This is a genomic window from Pseudomonas sp. M2(2023) (genome assembly GCF_030263955.1).
Lineage (GTDB): Bacteria > Pseudomonadota > Gammaproteobacteria > Pseudomonadales > Pseudomonadaceae > Aquipseudomonas > Aquipseudomonas asiatica.
In genome coordinates this window covers 2,744,752-2,761,605 of the sequence record NZ_CP127114.1, presented here as the reverse complement: position 1 = coordinate 2,761,605, position 16,854 = coordinate 2,744,752, and the positions used below count along the sequence as shown (strand labels likewise).

Sequence of the window (16,854 nt, the reverse complement as noted above, 5' to 3'; positions counted from 1 at the left end):
TTGGAATTGTTTGCAGGGGCGTGATGCGGGGGTCACGTCCAGGTGGAACCAGTATATGCATTACGCGATACAAAAAAGCAACATTCAAAATTGTTTCATGTATCTCTTTTTGCAGGGGTGACACCTGCCTCAGCAAAGGGTTTTATGATGTTGAATCGCTTCATCACATTGTAATCAACGAATTAAGCTGATTTTAATGGAGCGCTATGACCCCAGCAAAAGCGATACACGACCATGGCGATTGACGCATCACAAGATTGTGATACAAGATCAAGGCGCATTTGAAATCATTTCAGGAGCTTTGCCATGCCTTGCTATCGACTGGACGGCCTGACGCCCGTAGTTCATCCGACAGCCTACGTGCACCCCAGCGCCGTGCTGATTGGAGATGTCATCGTCGGCCCTCGTTGCTACGTCGGCCCACTGGCATCACTAAGGGGGGATTTCGGCCGTATCGTGCTGGAGGAGGGGGCCAACCTGCAGGACACCTGCGTGATGCATGGTTTCCCGGGTGGCGATACGGTGGTCGAACGCGACGGGCATGTTGGGCATGGCGCCGTGCTGCACGGCTGCCGCGTCGGTGAAGACGCCTTGATCGGCATGAACGCGGTGGTGATGGATGGCGCCCATGTGGCACCGCGCTGCATCGTCGCGGCCACGGCATTCGTCAAGGCGGGTTTCGAATGTGCGGCACAAAGCCTGGTGATGGGCTCGCCAGCTCAGGTCAAGCGCCCACTGACCGAACAGGAACTGGCCTGGAAGCAACGTGGCACGTCGGAGTATCAGCACCTGGCGCAACGCTGCATGAACAGCATGGTCGAATCCCCGCCACTGACCGAGGTCGAGCCCGAGCGCCCACGCATGGAAGACACCGGCGTCAGGCCCAAAGGCCAGGCATCGGCATGAGCCTGGCAGCGTCACGCAATGGTCAGGCGGCCCGCCGCGCAGGTATAGTCGGTGCTTTAACCGCGCACAGTTCGCCCATGAGCAATCTCGCCCCACTGAACAACCTGATCACCCGCTTCCAGGAGCAGACGCCGATCCGCGCCAGTTCCCTGATCATCACTTTGTACGGCGACGCCATCGAGCCCCACGGCGGAACCGTCTGGCTGGGTAGCCTGATCAACCTGCTGGAGCCGATCGGCATCAACGAGCGCCTGATCCGCACATCGATCTTCCGCCTTACCAAGGAAGGCTGGCTCACTGCCGAAAAGGTTGGCCGCCGCAGCTACTACAGCCTGACAGGTACCGGCCGCCGACGTTTCGAGAAGGCCTTCAAGCGGGTCTACAGCCCCAGCCAGCCAGCCTGGGACGGTGCCTGGACACTGGTTTTGCTCTCGCAACTGGAGGCCGGCAAGCGCAAGGCTTTGCGTGAAGAGTTGGAGTGGCAGGGCTTCGGGACCATGGCGCCGAACCTACTGGGCTGCCCACGGGCAGACCGCGCCGACCTGGCCGCCACCTTGCGTGACCTGGAGGCGAGCGACTACAGCATCGTCTTCGAAACCCACACCCAGGAAGTGCTGGCATCCAAGGCCATGCGTGCCCAGGTGAGGGAAAGCTGGCGCATCGACGAACTGGGGCAGCAGTACAGCGAGTTCATCCAGCTGTTCAGGCCGCTCTGGCAAGGTTTGAAAGAGCAGCAACAACTTGATGCGCAGGATTGCTTCCTGGCGCGTACGCTGCTGATTCACGAATACCGTCGGCTGCTGCTGCGTGACCCGCAACTGCCGGACGAGCTGCTGCCTGGGGATTGGGAGGGAAGGGCCGCGCGACAGTTGTGCCGTAACCTCTATCGGCTGGTGTTTGCCAAGGCGGAAGAATGGCTGAATGTAGCGCTGGAGACGGCTGATGGGCCGTTGCCGGATGTGAATGAAGGCTTTTACAGGCGTTTTGGCGGGCTGATTTGAAAAATAATGTCAACCATAGTGAGCCTTACCCTTTATAAGGTAAACCCATATAGACATTAGGTTTGGGAAAGCCCTGCGTAATGTATGATATGGTTAACTTTAAATTGATTAATGTTAACCATGGTAAGCCTTATGCCGGACTACTTTCCCGTCGCATGTGCCGACACACTCAGTAAAATCGGGTTGTTGGTCAAGGCCCGGCGCCTGGCGCTAGGCCTGCGCCAGGCTGACCTCAAGGCAGCTATCGATGTTTCAGCGCATACCCTGCGCAAGATCGAGAGCGGCTCCGAGCTAGTGGACCTACGGTCGTTCATGCTGGTGCTGTGGCGACTTGGTATCAGTGATACGGTGTTCTCGTCGCTGGAGGGCCTGGAAAAAAGCTCACAGATCACACGCTTCACCCGAGGCCACGACGCGCATCAGGGCATCGCGGCCAAGCGTGTACGGCTGGCGAAGCCCAAGCCCGAGGAGTTCTGATGTCTCGCGCGTACATCTATATGGAGCACCCGGAAACGGGCGAAGTCATGACTCTTGGGCGGCTAACGCTGAAAGGTAAGGTGGGCGAGTTCCTGTATGCCCCAGACCAGGTGGCGCGTGGCGGCTGGATACCTGACCCGATCAATTACCCTCTGCGCGCCGAAGCCTACTCCGGCATTACCAAGAACCGCGGCATACCTGGCTTCATCAATGATGCCATGCCTGACGGCTGGGGGGAGCGACTGCTGCACCGGGCTTACGGGCAAGACCTGGGCACAATCGACTTTCTGCTCAAATCACCAAACAACGATCGCGTCGGCAACCTGATGGCAGGCAGCGCCACAACTCCTGCCGAAGGCATTGGCGGGGGTGCGGTACCGAACCTGATGGGTCTGGCAAGATTCGTTGCCGCTTGTGAAACGGTATATGACGGGCAGCTCGACAGTGAATCCGCCGCTACGCTGAATGTGCGGCAGCAACGCTCTGCGTTGGGTGGCGCACGACCGAAACGCACCCTTCAGGACAAAGGGATGCTCATTCTGGCTAAACCACGCGATCGGTTTGACCACTACGACCTACCGACGATTGAGTACGCCTGTATGACATTTGCGGCGGGGAAGGGTATTAACGTGGCCCGGACCGCGCTGCATGCTGAAAACCCATCTACATTGCTGGTCGAGCGCTTTGACCGCACGCCCATTGCCGAGGGCGCTAGGCGCATACCGATGCTCAGTGCTCTGACTTTGCTCGACTCGGAGTGGGATGGCCCGCACCACAGGGATTGGCGCTATGCCGCCGTGGCAGACGAGATGCGTCGGCGGGGAGTGCCGGATGGCGACCTGCAGGAGCTGTTCAAACGCATGTGCTACAACGCCCTGGCAGGCAACTCCGACGACCATCCGCGCAACCATGCAGTGGTCTGGGTTGGCGGGAAGTGGCGGCTTTCACCGATGTACGACGTATTGCCGATGCTTGATGAGGGGCCCGCGAAGGCCTTGGCCATGGCGATTGGCCGGGAGGGCAGCCAGGTCAGCCGGAGCAATCTGCTCAGCCACCATACGCACTTTGCACTGACACGGGATCAAGCCGAGCATTTGCTTGAAGAAGTGGCGAGCTGGGAGCAGGAGTTAAAGGATCATTACGCGCAAATCCTCTCAGGAGAAGACCTGGATATGGCCTGTGATGCGACCAGTTCGGTGCGGATGCTCAGGTAGGTGGGTGCTTTAATATAACTACTCTAAATGAATATTTAGCATAGTTATAATTTATTTGCATATTAGGCGCAAACGTAGTGTTCCGCAGGGTGCTGTCCCGGTATCGTCAGTAGTCGCATGCCAGTCAGTCCGCGGCTGAAGCCGCTCCCATAGTTATCGTGTGAACCTGAAGCTTGTGTTGTACTTTTGGGAGGGTTCACCGTGAAGAAGCCGGCGCGGCGCCGCTCCCACAGGTACCGCGTTAACCTCAAGCTTGCGTTCTACATGCGGGTGCAGGGCTTTCCCGCGAAGAAGCCAGCAGACGGTCGCTACTTCATGATCAAGGTAAACTTTGGCCTGCAGCAGGCCGGCGTTATCTGATGAACAACGTGAACGGTTGGTGCGCGACTGGATTCAGGGAGCTGAACGATAAGGCCGATCATGTGAACTGATCGCCGTAGCCTGCAATCCATACACGAGGCATGGAATGAGGATGCGCACGCGTTGCGTTCCAAATGGCAGCGGATGGAAATGGGATGGGCAAGGCTGAACAGTAAGTGCGGTGATGCCGAAAGCTCCTGGCCTGCGCGCAAATCTGAAAGCACATGGCTGGCCTGACGCTTGAGGTGCGAAGGTCTGATTTCGTTTTTGCATCGCAGGCACCACGGACAGAGGTACCGGATTGACGACCGCGCTGGTGGGCCAGCGATCGATCAGAGCGGGAAGATCAAATCGACCAGGGAGCTTTCCCTGGTCCCAAAGTGCCTCACTCGTGGTCTGGTGACCAAATATAGGCTAGCGCATAATGAGCATTATGTTAAATGACGTATTTGGAAGTGCCCGTTCATATTGGTGTCCGCTTTCACTAACCTCCGTTGAGATTTTCACAAAACCCCGTTCGTGAAAAATCAACCACTTACCCATCGTCACCTGTCCCTCCTGCCTTCAATCGGTTTCACAAACCTCCGTTCAGCTCGCTATCCATAGCCTAGCCTTGGATGACCGTCTACTTATCTGCTAAACCTAATAGACATCCTTTAATAGTAGCTCGGTTGATGTCCAGATATGCGGCCATTCATCCCATTCCCCATTTTCGCCCCATACGCTTATTGGTGGCCGAGTCAGGAAACACAGCTACCTGTTAATGCTCAGGTAGCTGCGCGGATGATCGACTTGACTCGTGATGATTTCATTCGCTACGCGGATTTCATTGCCAAGCCAGATCCACGATGGTGCACTCCTGGCGTGCAGGCACGCTTCATCTCCGACGCCCAGCATGAGTTTCGGGATTGGGCCATAAATCCGGCCTGGCTGCCATTTAAGTTGTCGCGTACGTCTGGCTCCGAAAATGAGATCGAGAAAAATGTTTGGAAGCGCGAGATCAGAATCGTCACCCAGTTCTTGAACTACTACCTCCAAGATGTCGGTGCCAATCGCCCGAACGTGGCCAAGGCACCCTTGCCCCAGCCCCCATCATTTTGCTCGCAGCCTCGGCCCCGGGATGCTCAACGGCTCAGGACATGTATTAAATACTTGGATCGATCATGGCTTTTCGCTATCGTAAGCACACTCGTTTCATACTGCATCCAGGCGTAACGTGCTCTGGGCCTTCTTCTGCCATAGTGCCCCACCTCGAATAGCCTGCCCCATGAATATGCCTTCTCACCCGATGGAATCTGAAAAGCTCAGCACGTACGCGAAGGGCGACCTTTTCGAGGAGAGGGTCTACGAGTACCTGAAACACGAACTGGAGCAAGGTGATCTGTGGCTCTCCCCGAAATTCAGTCAGATTTTCAGGAAGAAGAAATACTACTCACGTGACCGCGAGGACTTTATCGTCTTCGACATTTCCATTGAGGTTAAGCGTCCGGAGCTGGATGAGCCTTCACTGATTGTACTCATTGAGTGCAAGCATTACGAAAGCACGATTCCCGTCAATGATATTGAGGAGTTTTGCTCGAAAATCGGCCAAGTCACAGGTGCCAACGTAAAGGGAGTGTTTGCATCGGCCAGCGCGTTCCAAGCCGGAGCGTTCAGGCTTGCAAAAAATAAAGGCGTGGCTGTAGTCCGGCATTTCGATGAGCAGGGGTTTAAGTGGGAGCTGTCACGCCCCCTTCTAATGCGTGCTCTCAACTTGACCGCCAGGCAGTGTGCAGAGATTGAGCACGGGATGGTTGAGCCCCAGTTCCAGCCCTCGGCATACACCGCTTACGCTTCAACGCCCATCGGTTTCACCAATGCTTGGCAAGGCGTGATGCAGGACTTCATGCATGGGCTTAAGGATAAACTGGCAGGCCTTGAAAAGCTGGTTGTTCGGCGCCAGCCCGGAAAGGAACGTGTCGCGTTTATTTCGAAGACGGCGATCGAGGAGCGTACGCAAGCAATCTTAGAGGCTGCAGGGTACCTGGGTGGCAGTGTGGATCTCCATTCATTGATCGCGCATGAACAGCAGATCAGCGGGCTGATTGTTCATTTCAAGGATGAGTCCAGATCAGCGCTAGGCCGGATATCCTTCCACCCGCCACAGATCAATATTTACACACAGGATCGTGAATCCCCAACCGCCCGGTTCACATTGGCTCATGAATTGGGTCATTTTTTTCTTGGCCACGGGCAGTACCTGCAGCGTGAAGAGGTGCGCCCAGATGACCTGGAGATTGTATCTAGCAGCCGCATCCCGGGTAGCGACGTTGAGCGACTGGAGTGGCAGGCCAACACATTTGCGTCCTACCTTTTGCTGCCGCGCCGTGCCTTACTGGAGCGATTCGACCTGATTGCCAAAATTTACGGTATACGCAATCGAGGCCACGGGATTTTGTACGTTGATAAGCAAGCGGTTAACTACGGCAATTTCAAGCTCGTGGTAGGCAATCTGAGCCATCACTTCAAGGTCTCCAAGACAGCAGTTCGCCTGCGTCTTGCGGGTTTGGGCGTTCTTGTGGATCAGTTGAACCTTTGACCCCGCCGAAACGAACGTGTCGGGCATGCTCTCTAGTGATAGGCATGCCCCCTCTGCCCACGCTCAACCAGCGTTTAGAAACGCGCGAACTCTTCACCTGGCCGCATCAACCGTCTAACCCTGCCATCCCAATGTTGGTCGTGGATGATCCGGTTATGCTCATGTCCGCCGTTGAGGATTTCCGCCTTCGTTAGGCCCGACAGTTCCTGCCAATCAGTGCCGAAACCGTAGGTGGCATTGTTGAGGTAAATATGGGCCTGCCCCGTGACAACCTCCAAGATAGCATGTAAGTATCGCTTCTTGGCGTCCGTTGTCACGGGGCAGGCCCAATACTCTCCAGGAGGTACAGGTTGCGATCGGTGAACCCGTACACGAAATAGCCTTGGTACCCTCCTCGACCTGTGGCGACAAAATCCGGCTCATAGCTGGTGATCTCGCGCATGCGATACTCGACAACGCCTTTCTCGGACGCATTGAGATGCTGCAGGTACGGCTCCACAATCCCTGAGGTAACGTTCCAGGGGTACCGTCCCTGTGGCAACAGTTCCCAATGGAGCTGCCTTACAGGCACGTGGGCAATCTGCTGGCGCTGGTTGTCGAAAATTTCGAATCCGCCGAAGCACTCAAGCATAAGGTTGGCCAGGTGCAGGATCACGAGGGGATTGTCCGTGATCTGGAAAAGGCGTGTTGCTATGTATGCTTCTCCATCGATCACTCGCAGCGCCAGATCCTCTCCAGGCGGCGGCTGGAAGTCGACCTGGTAGACGTTACGTGCATGTACTTGAATGCCCGAGTGCGGATAGCCATGCCAGTCCAGCCAACTGCGGTACATGGGTATGTGCTTCGTCACGAGAGGCAGATCCTTGAGCTTGATCTCCCGTCCACGTGCGTTGTACTCAGTGACCCTACCCACCCCAGATGGCTGAATGGCGTCACCTTCTTGTACCAGCAGGTCGAGCCCCAGCGCTGCTTGGCGCTCAGGGGCGATACGCTCGCGACGAGCAATGAACATCAGTTCGTTAGCACCACGTGCTTCGATGATGATTCGTCCCATCGATCTGAGGGACTGACCGGTGATCATGTTCCTCTCCTCCTGTTCACCTAATCCAATGGCGTCACAATGCCGCCATCGTGAGGTGCACGGTTTCATTGACCTCTACAAATCAAAGGAAGGAATCATGGGAGTGGTTCGGCTTGTTCACATTCCGCTGGAGCAGATCGGGTTCACCAACGTCGCGATCTTCTCGCGACTGGTGCTCAGTTCCTCGCCCATGACCACGAGCTCACTCTCAAAACGCGTTCATAGGATTGAGTACAAATGTTCTCCCCGGGAGAATAACTGCATGAGCTGTATGCATAAACAGCACCTTGATATGATGGCGCCTTCACATCGAAATGTCGGCTGACCCGAAGCTCAAGTACGTTGGGTCTGAAATCCCATGATAGTGTGATGTACCCTCTGGGGCGGGGCTTGCGTGCAGCCATCAACTGCGGTTGAGCCGCGAATTAAGAATGACAGAGGGCATAAAATTGGGTAAGCACAGGTACAGCCTATGACGCTGAAAACGTCGTTTGCGACAGTCCTCAAAGCCATTCGAATCAAGCGAAATATTTCGCAACGCGACTTTGGAGACGCCAGTCGCACTTATCTGTCGAAGCTCGAAGACGCCAAGAGCAGCATTACTTTGGACAAGCTAGACCTGGTTAGCCAACGTCTAGGCATGAGCCCGCTTACTCTGTTGGCCCTCACCCTGAGCGCGGAAACGGAAAGCCCTGTAGTAGACCTAATTACTCAGCTTCGCGCAGAAGTCGAGGGCCTTGAGCGTAATGGCGGTCTGCCGGGTCTGGAAAAGGCAATGCAAGGCATTTCAACCCGAGTACCTCGTAAGCCTCAGTTTCCCCACGCCTCATCGGGCCAACAAGCAGAGTTCAGTTTTGCAGTGTCATGAAGGGCTTGTGGCTCGCTAGCCCTATTGCATAGGGGACACACAGTGCCCCCTATGCCTTGGGTTCAGGGCAAGCAGCATTTCTTGTACTTCTTCCCGCTCCCGCAGAAGCACGGATCATTGCGGCCTGGCTGTTCTTCGCGCAACCCTCTTTCCAGAGTCTTGATGACTGCGCCCATGCGCATAGGGGATTTCATGCCTTTGGTGAGTTCGTCCATCGCGTCGGAACGAACCCAAGGAGCGTTGAAGGTCAAGCCAAATTGAATATCACCTGCGGGGCTTAGCGACACGCCATACCACGCCGTTGCCCGCTGAACGTATTTGCGCTTCTGACAGTGCAGCTGCAGGTCATTAATCGCTGATGAACCTGGATTCGGATTGCAATGGAACGTGATACCGGTCTTACCCTCGTCAACGACAAGGGTGAAATCATGCCGTTTGCCATCTTTCGTCGCCAAGGCCGTGATGCCCGCCAGTCCGTCGTGAATGCTCTGGCATGACCGGTCATTCATGGACAACAGTTCAAAGCCAAGCTCCAGCACACCTGCATCGGTACGACGCTCGATTTGCATGATTAGCCGTTCGTACAACGTCCCCTGCATGTGCGTCAGAATGCCGGGTGGTGTTCGCTTGCCTAGCAACCCTTCTCGCCTGACCGTCATGGCGACATCCAAATCACCCGCGATCGAGTCATGCAGCGAAATCAAGCTGACATCCGGATCAAGCCAGAGGTTTTGGTGTAGATGGTAAGCCAACGCTGTCAATTCGTGGCTCGTCATGACCGATTTGACCGCCTTAGCTCGAAGTCGCACATAACTGAGCAAGCGCAGCGGTGTATCAAGCATTTCCGTCATAACATCCAGCAGGAAGACGTCCATTACCAGAGGCGGCTGGACGACCTCGGTTTTCTGGTAATTGAGGTACTGGCTGGCTTGGAATGCGAGCGCGGGGTAATGGTCTGAAACCACGCAGAACGGATAGATCTCCTTGATTGCCTGGGGTGGAGTAATCTCCCTCCCCTTGTCATCAACCATCCGGCATTGTCCGGAGAGGATAGCGGTGGCGCACTCCCAAGCTTGATCAGACGCTTTTTGGATTGCTGCCGCGAAATCCCGCTTAAGCTGACCATCATGGCCCTTACGAGCTGCCAAGGTGAGCTTCTTCGCTTTAGCCTGAACGATGATCATTCGATCACCGAAGATCACCAGAACGTCCGCCTCCGCGACGACATCTTTTTTTATCAGGTTAACGTTTGTGAAGACATTCGCGGCGCCGAAGACAGCCTTCAACCGTCTGTGAGCGAACTCCTCTACAAATGCGCCTCGATTATCGGACGCCTGTTGCCGGTAAAGGGGGTCAGCGTTCATCCAGAAGAACGGGGACTCATAGAGCGCCTCATAGATCGAGTAATGCATGAAAAGCAGTACTGACCCGCGCCCCGTTGACAGCAACGGCGTGGCGGCAACGCTATTGAAATCACCCAGTTCCTGGAACGTAGAATTGTCGCCGGTGAACGTCAAGGCATCAAATACGGCTTGTACGATGCCAATGTTTAAACCGGTCTTCTGACTGACTTGCTCTGCTGAGAACTCGAAATGAGCCAAAAGCTCATCGGCAGCAGGCTTGGCGCGCGCCCCTCCCTGATACAGTTCGGAAGCACGAGCATCCATGCTTGAACACATTGCCCGGGCGACCTGCTGTGCCTGCCGACTGGTGAAGCCCTTGTTCTGTTCAAGCCAGGCATCATCACAGCTGTGTTTTTCCACGAAAAAGTCACGATACTGAAAGCTGTAGGCGGACTCAGAGCCATAGAAAATCGGCTCCCGCATCATCGAGCCTTTCCAAACGTCCTCGGGTGTTGCTCCGCTTTCAGCTTTGCCCATCAACGACTCGAACATTGAGCCACTCATGGCATCATGCAGTTCGGCCATCAGTTCATCGCTGCGTTCGACATAGATTTGAATTTGGCCGGGTTCAGGCAGGGTGAGGTCGAGCGGCTGGCGCATCATCAGCCCAAGCAACGTGTTGATCTCCGTCCTGATAAGGCGCTCGGGAGCGTAAAGGTCGCTCAGGTCATCGGCAGTGTACTCATCCTGGTACGCGACCAGATTGTCTCGGTGGCAGATCTGTGCGATCGCGTACACGTACCCAGGCTGTGCCGTGAGCGCGACAAGATCAGCAAAAACCTCAGACTCGCTACGTTCAGTTAACTCCATGCTGACAGCTCCTTCAGTGACAGATATCCGCTCGCAAACGAGCGTCCCTATGTAGTGGTCAACTAATCCCGGACACCGGATTAAGTTTTTCCTCGGCAATCGCCGGAGGTAACCCACCGTTGAACTGATGCGGTCGCTCCCAGTTGTAGCGCTGCATCAGAAACCTGCCGATGTCCTGCTGTGCCTGCGCAGCACTCATGTAGCCCACACTTGGCACCCACTCCGTTTTCAGGCTGCGGAACAAACGATCAATAGGCGCATTGTCCAAGCAATTACCTCTGCGGCTCATACTTTGCTTGAAGCGGTAACGCCACAACCGCTGACGAAAAGCTCGGCTGCCATACTGGCTGCCCTGATCACTGTGAAACAGTACATTCTGCGGCCGCTCGCGGTGCTCGTACACCATGTCCAGCGCTTTGATGACCAACTCACTGTCCGGTTTAGGTGAAAACGCCCATCCCACCATGCGCCGTGCAAACAGGTCGATAACTGCCGCCACATAGTGCCACTGACCTTGAGCCCACACGTACGTGATGTCGCCGCACCATACTTGATTCGGTGCCGTGACATCGAATGCGCGCTCCAGCACATTCGGGATGTCAGGGCGCTCCACTGTGGCCTTCTTGTAGGCATGTGAGCCCGGTTGCTTACTGATCAGCTTCATTTCGCGCATCAACTTGCGCACCTTGAAGCGGCCGATCTGAATGCCTTCTTCGCGCATCATGCACATGATGGTTCGACTACCTGCGGCACTACGGCTCTGTGTAAATAGCTCGTTAACCCGAACGCGCAGTGCCAGTCGCGCAACGTCCGGAGATCGCCGTTTATGGCAATGCGTGTAGTAACACGAGCGAGTGACTTCAAACACCGAGCAGAGTAATTCGACAGGCTCCTCGCGGCGGAGCTGATCAATCAACGCGAGCGCTCGTGTTCCTCGGCCATCAAGAGCGCGGTAGCCTTTTTTAAAATCGATTTCTCCCGTTCCAGCCGGTTGATCCGAGCTTCCAACTCTTGGATCTTCTGCTGCTCGGGGGTCAGCGCCTTGCTCGTTGGCGTAGCACCGCCACGTTCTGACTGGAGTTGATTCACCCAGCGGCGAAGCGCCGATTCAACCAAGTCGAGCGACCGGGCGGCTTCAGTAAGGCTATAGCCCTGGTCGAGCACCAGGCCGGCTGCCTCGCGCTTGAATTCGGGGGTGAAAGTACGTCGTTGTCTGCTCATCGAACACCTCTGTGTGGCGACCATTTTCGCCTAAAAAGGTGTCCGGGGTTAGTAGACCACTACAAGCTTCACAAGTAGCACGCAGTGCCTTGGTCAACCGCCTGTTAAGCGATGACCACTGCCCTCAACATGCAGAACCGTGGCGTTGGGGCGGTTACACCGCCATGGTCGAGCTGACTTATTCCAGGCAGCGTTCGCGACATCTCTTTCATCCAGTGCCTAGAACTCCACCTTGCCCCGCCCCGCCTTGACAGTGCTGCGCCTGGCTTTTCCTTCGAGGCGACGGGTCTTCGAGCCGAGGGTTGGCTTGGTGGGACGGCGTTTCTTCTCGGTCTTGCCGGCATTGATGATCAACTCGGCAAGGCGCGCCAGTGCATCCGCACGGTTCTGCTCCTGTGTGCGGTATTGTTGTGCCTTGATGATCAACACGCCGTCGCCGGTGATGCGATTGTCACGCAGCGCCAACAACCGCTCCTTGTAAAACTCGGGTAGCGACGAGGCAGTGATGTCGAAGCGCAGATGCACGGCGCTGGACACCTTGTTGACATTCTGCCCGCCTGCGCCTTGCGCGCGGATGTATGTCAGTTCGATTTCGGCGTCTGGCAGGTGCACATTATTAGAGATGGTCAGCATGGCATGGCCCTTGTGATTCCCCTCCATTATCCAGGGGCCCCAAGCAACCATGCCAGTCATTGATGTACGCAGCACCATCACATCAGGCAATAGAATTCCCTAACCTCTGCCACAATCTCTCCCTTCGCATCATAAAGCCTCGCCTCTGGCGTCATGGCCATGGAGCGGGCCTCGAGCACGTAGCGCTGCCCAGCCTTGAAATGCTCATAGTCGATGGTCAGGTAGCATTGCCTTACCGTGGTACCTCCCATCAGGCTGATGCCACCGCCACCATTTACTTCGTAGTCGAACCTGACGACCAATTCATGGCTGCCGGGGCTGACCTCAAAGAAGCGCCCATCACGCAGGCGTTGTTTATCCAGGCGTTCGGCCAACAGCACACGGTCATTCGGGAATGGTGTCGAGAGATCGACCCATGCCATCTGTGGGTTGGCACTGGGCATCGGCGCCTGGCAACCCGCAAATGCAGCGATCGCGAACAACAGTGTCAACTTGCGCATGGGCAGTTCCCCAAAGGCTCCTGGACTCACTATTCAGGATAACGCCGACAAGTGTCGATGTGCGCATGAAGGGACGACCGAAGCCCCCTCCTTCGCCTTCATGCTGATACTTGGTTCACGCAGCCCCTTCTCGTATGATCGTCGCAATCTGATCTGGAACGGATTTCGTGAAGTCGTTACCTGGAAATGTCCCAATTACCCCAGTTGCCCCCAAGGACGTGAAATGGAACGTGGGCGAGGCTGCCAACCAGCTCTCCTGGGACGACCTGCGGATCATCAAAACGCTCAGTGAGTGTGGCAATCGCGCTGCCACAGCCAAGAAGCTCGGCATCAACGTGTCCACCGTCTCCCGCAGGGTCTCCCAGGTTGAAAAAACACTTGGCGTAGCCTTGTTCGATCACCGCAAATCAGGCTATCTGCTCACCATCGAGGGCGCGGAATTGCGTGCCCTCGCCGAGCGCGTGGAGCTGGACATTGTCAGCGTGACGCGGCGTGTCTCACGTGCCGGCCAGGGGCCACTCGGAAAGCTTCGTATCACCACCAGCGACTCACTGCTGCTTTACTTCCTCACCCCCATCATCGCGGACTTCAAGGCCCTCAATGAAGGCATCACGATTGAGGTGCTGGTGGGCAACGAATCACTGAGCCTTGCGCGAGACGAATCGGATATTGCGGTTCGAGCGACCAGGAAACCCGCCGAAAGCCTGGTGGGCCGCAAACTGGCCACAATCGCCTGGGCTCCCTACGGCAGCAGCAACCACACATCGCCTACTCCTCTGTTCACTGAAGGCCAGGCATGGGTTTCCTATTCCGCAGCGCTACGCGGGCTCAAGGCAACGAGCTATGTCGAAAACAGGGTCGCAGCCGAGTGCATCTCGTACCGCACCGATTCGGTTGCGGCGGCAAGTGCTGCAATCGCGGCGGGCCTGGGGGTGGGATTTTTGCCCTGCATGCTGGGTGATATCACGCCAGGGCTTGAACGCGTCGGCCCGGTGGTGCCGGAGCTGCAGGATGAGCTGTGGCTGCTGACGCACCAGGACATCCGCAAATCGTGGCGGGTCAAAGCATTCATGACGTTCTGTGCAGCTGCCGTTGCCAACCAGAAGCCGTTGATCGAGGGCCAACTGGTACTCCCGGTCACATAGAGCGAAACCGGGAGTGCAAGTCACTCAGCGCGTGAGCCAAGTACCGCTTTGCAGGCGATTTCGATCAGCTGTGGGCGCTGGGCAAGCCTCGATACGCCGATGATGTTGCTGGCGCATTGAGGCCGTTCCGTGCCGTAGGCGGCCTTGCGCACCTTGCCGACCACGGCAAAGGCCGCGTCCATGTCCAGCACGTACAGCGTCTCTTCCACGACATCTTCAAGCGTCGCCCCGTATAGCGCGAGCAGCTTGGCAATATTGTCGTAGGCGGCGCGCATCTGATCCCCCATCGAAGAGAAATCACAGGGCCTGCCGTCACGATCCAAGGGTGCCGGCGCGACCAGGTTGCCTTCTTCGTCATGATTGAACTGGCCCGATACGTAGATCTCGTCCCCTACCCGCCGTGCCTGCGGATACCCGTAAGAATTCTCCCACGGAACGCCCCAATAAGCGGTTTGTTTGTTGAGTGGTTGTGAAGCTGCCATCGCTTTCTCCTGGCGTAAACCGGATCAGGTAGACCCGCGTTTGCGTGCGAATACTAGCAACAGGATGAACAAACGAAGGGCGCATTAATGCGCCTTTGAGAGCGCAAAAGTGCGCCACCGCTTCGTTCTGCGATTGGCTATCTTGTTCTCGGACTCAAGCAACGGGCATCACTGAGGACGTCATCCAGTGCCTCAGCACAGCCTGCAGAAAACAGGCGCCGTGACTTGTGCGATGACCATCATCCAGGTGACAGGGAACACAAATGAACAATCCGAAAACTGAAGTACTGACCCCATTCAACAGCCAGCTGATCTTCATCGATCAGCAGCCACAGATGGCCTTCGGCGTTCAGAGCATCGACCGCCAGACGCTGAAGAACAACACCGTGGGCCTGGCCAAGGCAGCCAGGATCTTCAATGTGCCCACCACCATCACGACGGTCGAGACTGAAAGCTTCTCTGGGCACACCTACCCCGAACTGCTCGCCGTCTTCCCCGACGCTCCGCTGCTGGAGCGAACCTCCATGAACTCCTGGGATGACCAGAAGGTGCGTGACGCGCTGAAGAAAAACGGGCGCAACAAGATCATCGTTTCCGGCCTGTGGACGGAGGTGTGCAACACCACCTTCGCGCTGTCGGCGATGAACGATGCCGGCTATGAAATCTACATGGTTGCCGACGCCTCCGGTGGCACCACCAAGGAAGCCCACGATTACGCCATGCAGCGCATGATTCAGGCAGGCGTGGTTCCGGTGACCTGGCAACAAGTGCTGCTGGAGTGGCAACGCGACTGGAAAAACCGCGACACCTACGATGCCGTCATGGCACTGGTGAAAGAACACTCCGGCGCCTACGGCATGGGTGTCGACTATGCCTACACCATGGTGCACAAAGCACCAGAGCGCGTTCAGCACGGCCCAACCCTGGCCCCGGTTGCTGCCGCTGTCTGACCATTGCCAGCCCCTGCATCCAGGGGCTGTTCATTGACCCGCTGATGGGTACGCCGGCTGGCTGAGCCAGGCCATCGAATCGAGCGTTATCGTCTGTAGCCCGCCCGAGGCTGCAGTGGCCTGCCCTGCCCACTCTAAACGTGCCCATTTCACTGATTGATGGATCTGTATGAACAGTGATCACTGCACTGTGCTGGCGACTGTCGCACTGAAAACGACCGGGCTCCTCAAGCCCTGGCAGGTCACGACTGCCAAGAGGTTAATGCTGGAGAACCTGGACACTGGCATAACCGTTACGGAAGTCGCCCAAGCCTGCTCGTTGTCGCGTAGCCATTTCACACGAATGTTCAGGGATACCATGCACGTGCCCCCGCAACAGTGGATGCGTGAACAACGGTTGCGCAAAAGCAAGGAGCTACTGGGGGGCTCGGGAATGATGCTCGCTGAGATCGCACTGGAGTGCGGTTTCTGCGATCAGTCCCACTTTTGCCGCACATTCGTGAAGGCCGAGGGAATATCGCCGCAGGCCTGGCAGCGACAAGCGTCCACTCAAACTGAGCCTTTGCTCAATCAAGGAGCACATCTGTACTCTTCCGACGCAACGGCAGCAATCTACCTCTGAATAAATGCTGAGTATCACGAGCGGTTCAGGGTACCGCGCTAGCTTTGTCAGGCATCGACAGCCTGCTGCAACCCTCCTCCCAGCGGCAATTCATATGATTTCTTCACCGTACGCACCACCAGCGTCGAGGAATAAGTGCGAATCGGAATATCCCGGTAAGTGTCGAGAAACCGGTAGATATAGTCGGTGTACTCGGTGGCATCGCGAAACTTGGCAACCATCACGAAATCGAACTCGCCCGTCATCAGGTAACAGTCCTGAATCTCCGGGTGGCTGGCCAGGATGTGCTGCATCTTGCGGTCAATGTCGTTGCTGTCGCGGTCCAGCTTCACCAGAAAGAAGGCAGTCACCTGAATGCCAAGCTTGCGCTCGTCCAGTATCGCGACCTTGGCCTTGATGATGCCTGCGCTCTCCAGGCGCCTGATACGCCGGTAGCAACTGGTGGAAGACAGCCCAACGCTGTCGCTGAGCAACTCCAGATTCTGGCTGCAATCCTTTTGCAGCTTTCCCAGAATCTTCAGATCCATGGCGTCTGTCATTTTTCACGTGTCTTCCCTGAAAAACTGCAATGAATCCGCCGCAAGGACGCGCCAATTTGCACGA

At 56.3% G+C, this 16,854-nt stretch carries 18 protein-coding genes; 11 read left to right on the top strand and 7 right to left on the bottom strand.

All coding sequences use genetic code 11. The annotated features are described in order from the left end of the window. Positions 1 to 306 precede the first annotated feature (306 nt). The 7 genes from paaY (at position 307) to QN085_RS12780 (ending at position 6,536) form a co-directional block, all read left to right on the top strand. Positions 307 to 906, top strand: a complete 600-nt coding sequence (paaY, locus tag QN085_RS12810) for a phenylacetic acid degradation protein PaaY (protein WP_023663237.1) — start codon at positions 307 to 309, stop codon at positions 904 to 906. Positions 907 to 983: 77 nt separating this feature from the next. After that, positions 984 to 1,907: a phenylacetic acid degradation operon negative regulatory protein PaaX gene (gene paaX, locus QN085_RS12805; RefSeq protein WP_285691128.1), complete on the top strand. Its 924-nt coding sequence runs from the start codon at positions 984 to 986 to the stop codon at positions 1,905 to 1,907. A 132-nt stretch (positions 1,908 to 2,039) separates the two neighbouring features. Beyond that, positions 2,040 to 2,384 (top strand): helix-turn-helix domain-containing protein, encoded by a 345-nt coding sequence (locus tag QN085_RS12800; protein WP_013972604.1) that lies wholly within the window; start codon positions 2,040 to 2,042, stop codon positions 2,382 to 2,384. Beyond that, the gene (locus tag QN085_RS12795) at positions 2,384 to 3,598 is read left to right on the top strand and encodes a type II toxin-antitoxin system HipA family toxin (protein WP_023663235.1); all 1,215 of its coding nucleotides are present in this window, start codon (positions 2,384 to 2,386) and stop codon (positions 3,596 to 3,598) included. The genes QN085_RS12800 and QN085_RS12795 overlap by 1 nt, the downstream gene beginning before the upstream one ends. A gap of 201 nt (positions 3,599 to 3,799) precedes the next feature. After that, a complete protein-coding gene (locus QN085_RS12790; protein ID WP_155418799.1) occupies positions 3,800 to 3,958 on the top strand; it encodes a hypothetical protein in 159 nt (52 codons plus the stop codon). 783 nt (positions 3,959 to 4,741) lie between these two features. Next, the gene (locus QN085_RS12785) at positions 4,742 to 5,173 is read left to right on the top strand and encodes a hypothetical protein (RefSeq protein WP_023663214.1); all 432 of its coding nucleotides are present in this window, start codon (positions 4,742 to 4,744) and stop codon (positions 5,171 to 5,173) included. Between the two features lie 52 nt (positions 5,174 to 5,225). Further along, entirely contained in the window at positions 5,226 to 6,536 is a 1,311-nt protein-coding gene (locus QN085_RS12780) for an ImmA/IrrE family metallo-endopeptidase (protein ID WP_230397002.1), read from the top strand. 313 nt (positions 6,537 to 6,849) lie between these two features. On the opposite strand, the gene QN085_RS12775 is transcribed toward QN085_RS12780, so the two are convergent. Then, positions 6,850 to 7,617, bottom strand: coding sequence for a hypothetical protein (locus tag QN085_RS12775; RefSeq protein WP_023663217.1), 768 nt, complete (start codon positions 7,615 to 7,617; stop codon positions 6,850 to 6,852). Positions 7,618 to 8,089: 472 nt separating this feature from the next. On the opposite strand from QN085_RS12775, the gene QN085_RS12770 reads away from it, so the two are divergent. After that, entirely contained in the window at positions 8,090 to 8,485 is a 396-nt protein-coding gene (locus QN085_RS12770) for a helix-turn-helix domain-containing protein (RefSeq protein ID WP_023663219.1), read from the top strand. A gap of 62 nt (positions 8,486 to 8,547) precedes the next feature. Here the strand turns inward: QN085_RS12770 and QN085_RS12765 are convergent, their stop codons facing one another. The 4 genes from QN085_RS12765 to QN085_RS12750 all read right to left on the bottom strand — a co-directional run bounded on the left by QN085_RS12765 (position 8,548) and on the right by QN085_RS12750 (position 13,052). Continuing rightward, positions 8,548 to 10,698, bottom strand: a complete 2,151-nt coding sequence (locus tag QN085_RS12765; protein ID WP_023663220.1) for a nuclease-related domain-containing protein — start codon at positions 10,696 to 10,698, stop codon at positions 8,548 to 8,550. A gap of 58 nt (positions 10,699 to 10,756) precedes the next feature. Beyond that, positions 10,757 to 11,919 (bottom strand): IS3 family transposase gene (locus tag QN085_RS12760; protein WP_096010231.1). Its coding sequence is split into 2 segments (ribosomal slippage): positions 10,757 to 11,664 and positions 11,664 to 11,919, totalling 1,164 coding nucleotides; the frame shifts between segments, so codons are not numbered across the junction. A gap of 219 nt (positions 11,920 to 12,138) precedes the next feature. Next, positions 12,139 to 12,552 carry an alternative ribosome rescue aminoacyl-tRNA hydrolase ArfB gene (arfB, locus tag QN085_RS12755; protein WP_015270295.1) on the bottom strand — a complete coding sequence of 138 codons (414 nt, stop codon included), beginning with the start codon at positions 12,550 to 12,552 and terminating at the stop codon, positions 12,139 to 12,141. 77 nt (positions 12,553 to 12,629) lie between these two features. Then, positions 12,630 to 13,052 carry a PA0061/PA0062 family lipoprotein gene (locus QN085_RS12750; RefSeq protein WP_023663223.1) on the bottom strand — a complete coding sequence of 141 codons (423 nt, stop codon included), beginning with the start codon at positions 13,050 to 13,052 and terminating at the stop codon, positions 12,630 to 12,632. 218 nt (positions 13,053 to 13,270) lie between these two features. On the opposite strand from QN085_RS12750, the gene QN085_RS12745 reads away from it, so the two are divergent. Continuing rightward, a complete protein-coding gene (locus tag QN085_RS12745; protein WP_023663224.1) occupies positions 13,271 to 14,197 on the top strand; it encodes a LysR family transcriptional regulator in 927 nt (308 codons plus the stop codon). Between the two features lie 20 nt (positions 14,198 to 14,217). On the opposite strand, the gene QN085_RS12740 is transcribed toward QN085_RS12745, so the two are convergent. After that, positions 14,218 to 14,679 carry a Rid family hydrolase gene (locus QN085_RS12740; protein ID WP_023663225.1) on the bottom strand — a complete coding sequence of 154 codons (462 nt, stop codon included), beginning with the start codon at positions 14,677 to 14,679 and terminating at the stop codon, positions 14,218 to 14,220. A gap of 263 nt (positions 14,680 to 14,942) precedes the next feature. Between QN085_RS12740 and QN085_RS12735 the strand changes: the two genes are divergently transcribed. Together QN085_RS12735 and QN085_RS12730 are read left to right on the top strand one after the other, a co-directional pair. After that, on the top strand, positions 14,943 to 15,629 hold the full coding sequence (locus QN085_RS12735) for a hydrolase (protein WP_013972601.1): 687 nt from the start codon (positions 14,943 to 14,945) through the stop codon (positions 15,627 to 15,629). A 169-nt stretch (positions 15,630 to 15,798) separates the two neighbouring features. Then, positions 15,799 to 16,251: a helix-turn-helix domain-containing protein gene (locus tag QN085_RS12730; protein WP_013972600.1), complete on the top strand. Its 453-nt coding sequence runs from the start codon at positions 15,799 to 15,801 to the stop codon at positions 16,249 to 16,251. 47 nt (positions 16,252 to 16,298) lie between these two features. On the opposite strand, the gene QN085_RS12725 is transcribed toward QN085_RS12730, so the two are convergent. After that, the gene (locus QN085_RS12725; RefSeq protein ID WP_003258733.1) at positions 16,299 to 16,778 is read right to left on the bottom strand and encodes an Lrp/AsnC family transcriptional regulator; all 480 of its coding nucleotides are present in this window, start codon (positions 16,776 to 16,778) and stop codon (positions 16,299 to 16,301) included. Positions 16,779 to 16,854: the final 76 nt, after the last annotated feature.

Bases quoted from the DNA above. Each gene is read 5' to 3' on its own strand.
- paaY (WP_023663237.1), top strand. From the start codon at position 307: ATGCCTTGCTATCGACTGGACGGCCTGACGCCCGTAGTTCATCCGACA.
- paaX (WP_285691128.1), top strand. From the start codon at position 984: ATGAGCAATCTCGCCCCACTGAACAACCTGATCACCCGCTTCCAGGAG.
- QN085_RS12800 (WP_013972604.1), top strand. From the start codon at position 2,040: ATGCCGGACTACTTTCCCGTCGCATGTGCCGACACACTCAGTAAAATC.
- QN085_RS12795 (WP_023663235.1), top strand. From the start codon at position 2,384: ATGTCTCGCGCGTACATCTATATGGAGCACCCGGAAACGGGCGAAGTC.
- QN085_RS12785 (WP_023663214.1), top strand. From the start codon at position 4,742: ATGATCGACTTGACTCGTGATGATTTCATTCGCTACGCGGATTTCATT.
- QN085_RS12780 (WP_230397002.1), top strand. From the start codon at position 5,226: ATGAATATGCCTTCTCACCCGATGGAATCTGAAAAGCTCAGCACGTAC.
- QN085_RS12775 (WP_023663217.1), bottom strand. From the start codon at position 7,617: ATGATCACCGGTCAGTCCCTCAGATCGATGGGACGAATCATCATCGAA.
- QN085_RS12770 (WP_023663219.1), top strand. From the start codon at position 8,090: ATGACGCTGAAAACGTCGTTTGCGACAGTCCTCAAAGCCATTCGAATC.
- QN085_RS12765 (WP_023663220.1), bottom strand. From the start codon at position 10,698: ATGGAGTTAACTGAACGTAGCGAGTCTGAGGTTTTTGCTGATCTTGTC.
- arfB (WP_015270295.1), bottom strand. From the start codon at position 12,552: ATGCTGACCATCTCTAATAATGTGCACCTGCCAGACGCCGAAATCGAA.
- QN085_RS12750 (WP_023663223.1), bottom strand. From the start codon at position 13,052: ATGCGCAAGTTGACACTGTTGTTCGCGATCGCTGCATTTGCGGGTTGC.
- QN085_RS12740 (WP_023663225.1), bottom strand. From the start codon at position 14,679: ATGGCAGCTTCACAACCACTCAACAAACAAACCGCTTATTGGGGCGTT.
- QN085_RS12735 (WP_013972601.1), top strand. From the start codon at position 14,943: ATGAACAATCCGAAAACTGAAGTACTGACCCCATTCAACAGCCAGCTG.
- QN085_RS12730 (WP_013972600.1), top strand. From the start codon at position 15,799: ATGAACAGTGATCACTGCACTGTGCTGGCGACTGTCGCACTGAAAACG.
- QN085_RS12725 (WP_003258733.1), bottom strand. From the start codon at position 16,778: ATGGATCTGAAGATTCTGGGAAAGCTGCAAAAGGATTGCAGCCAGAAT.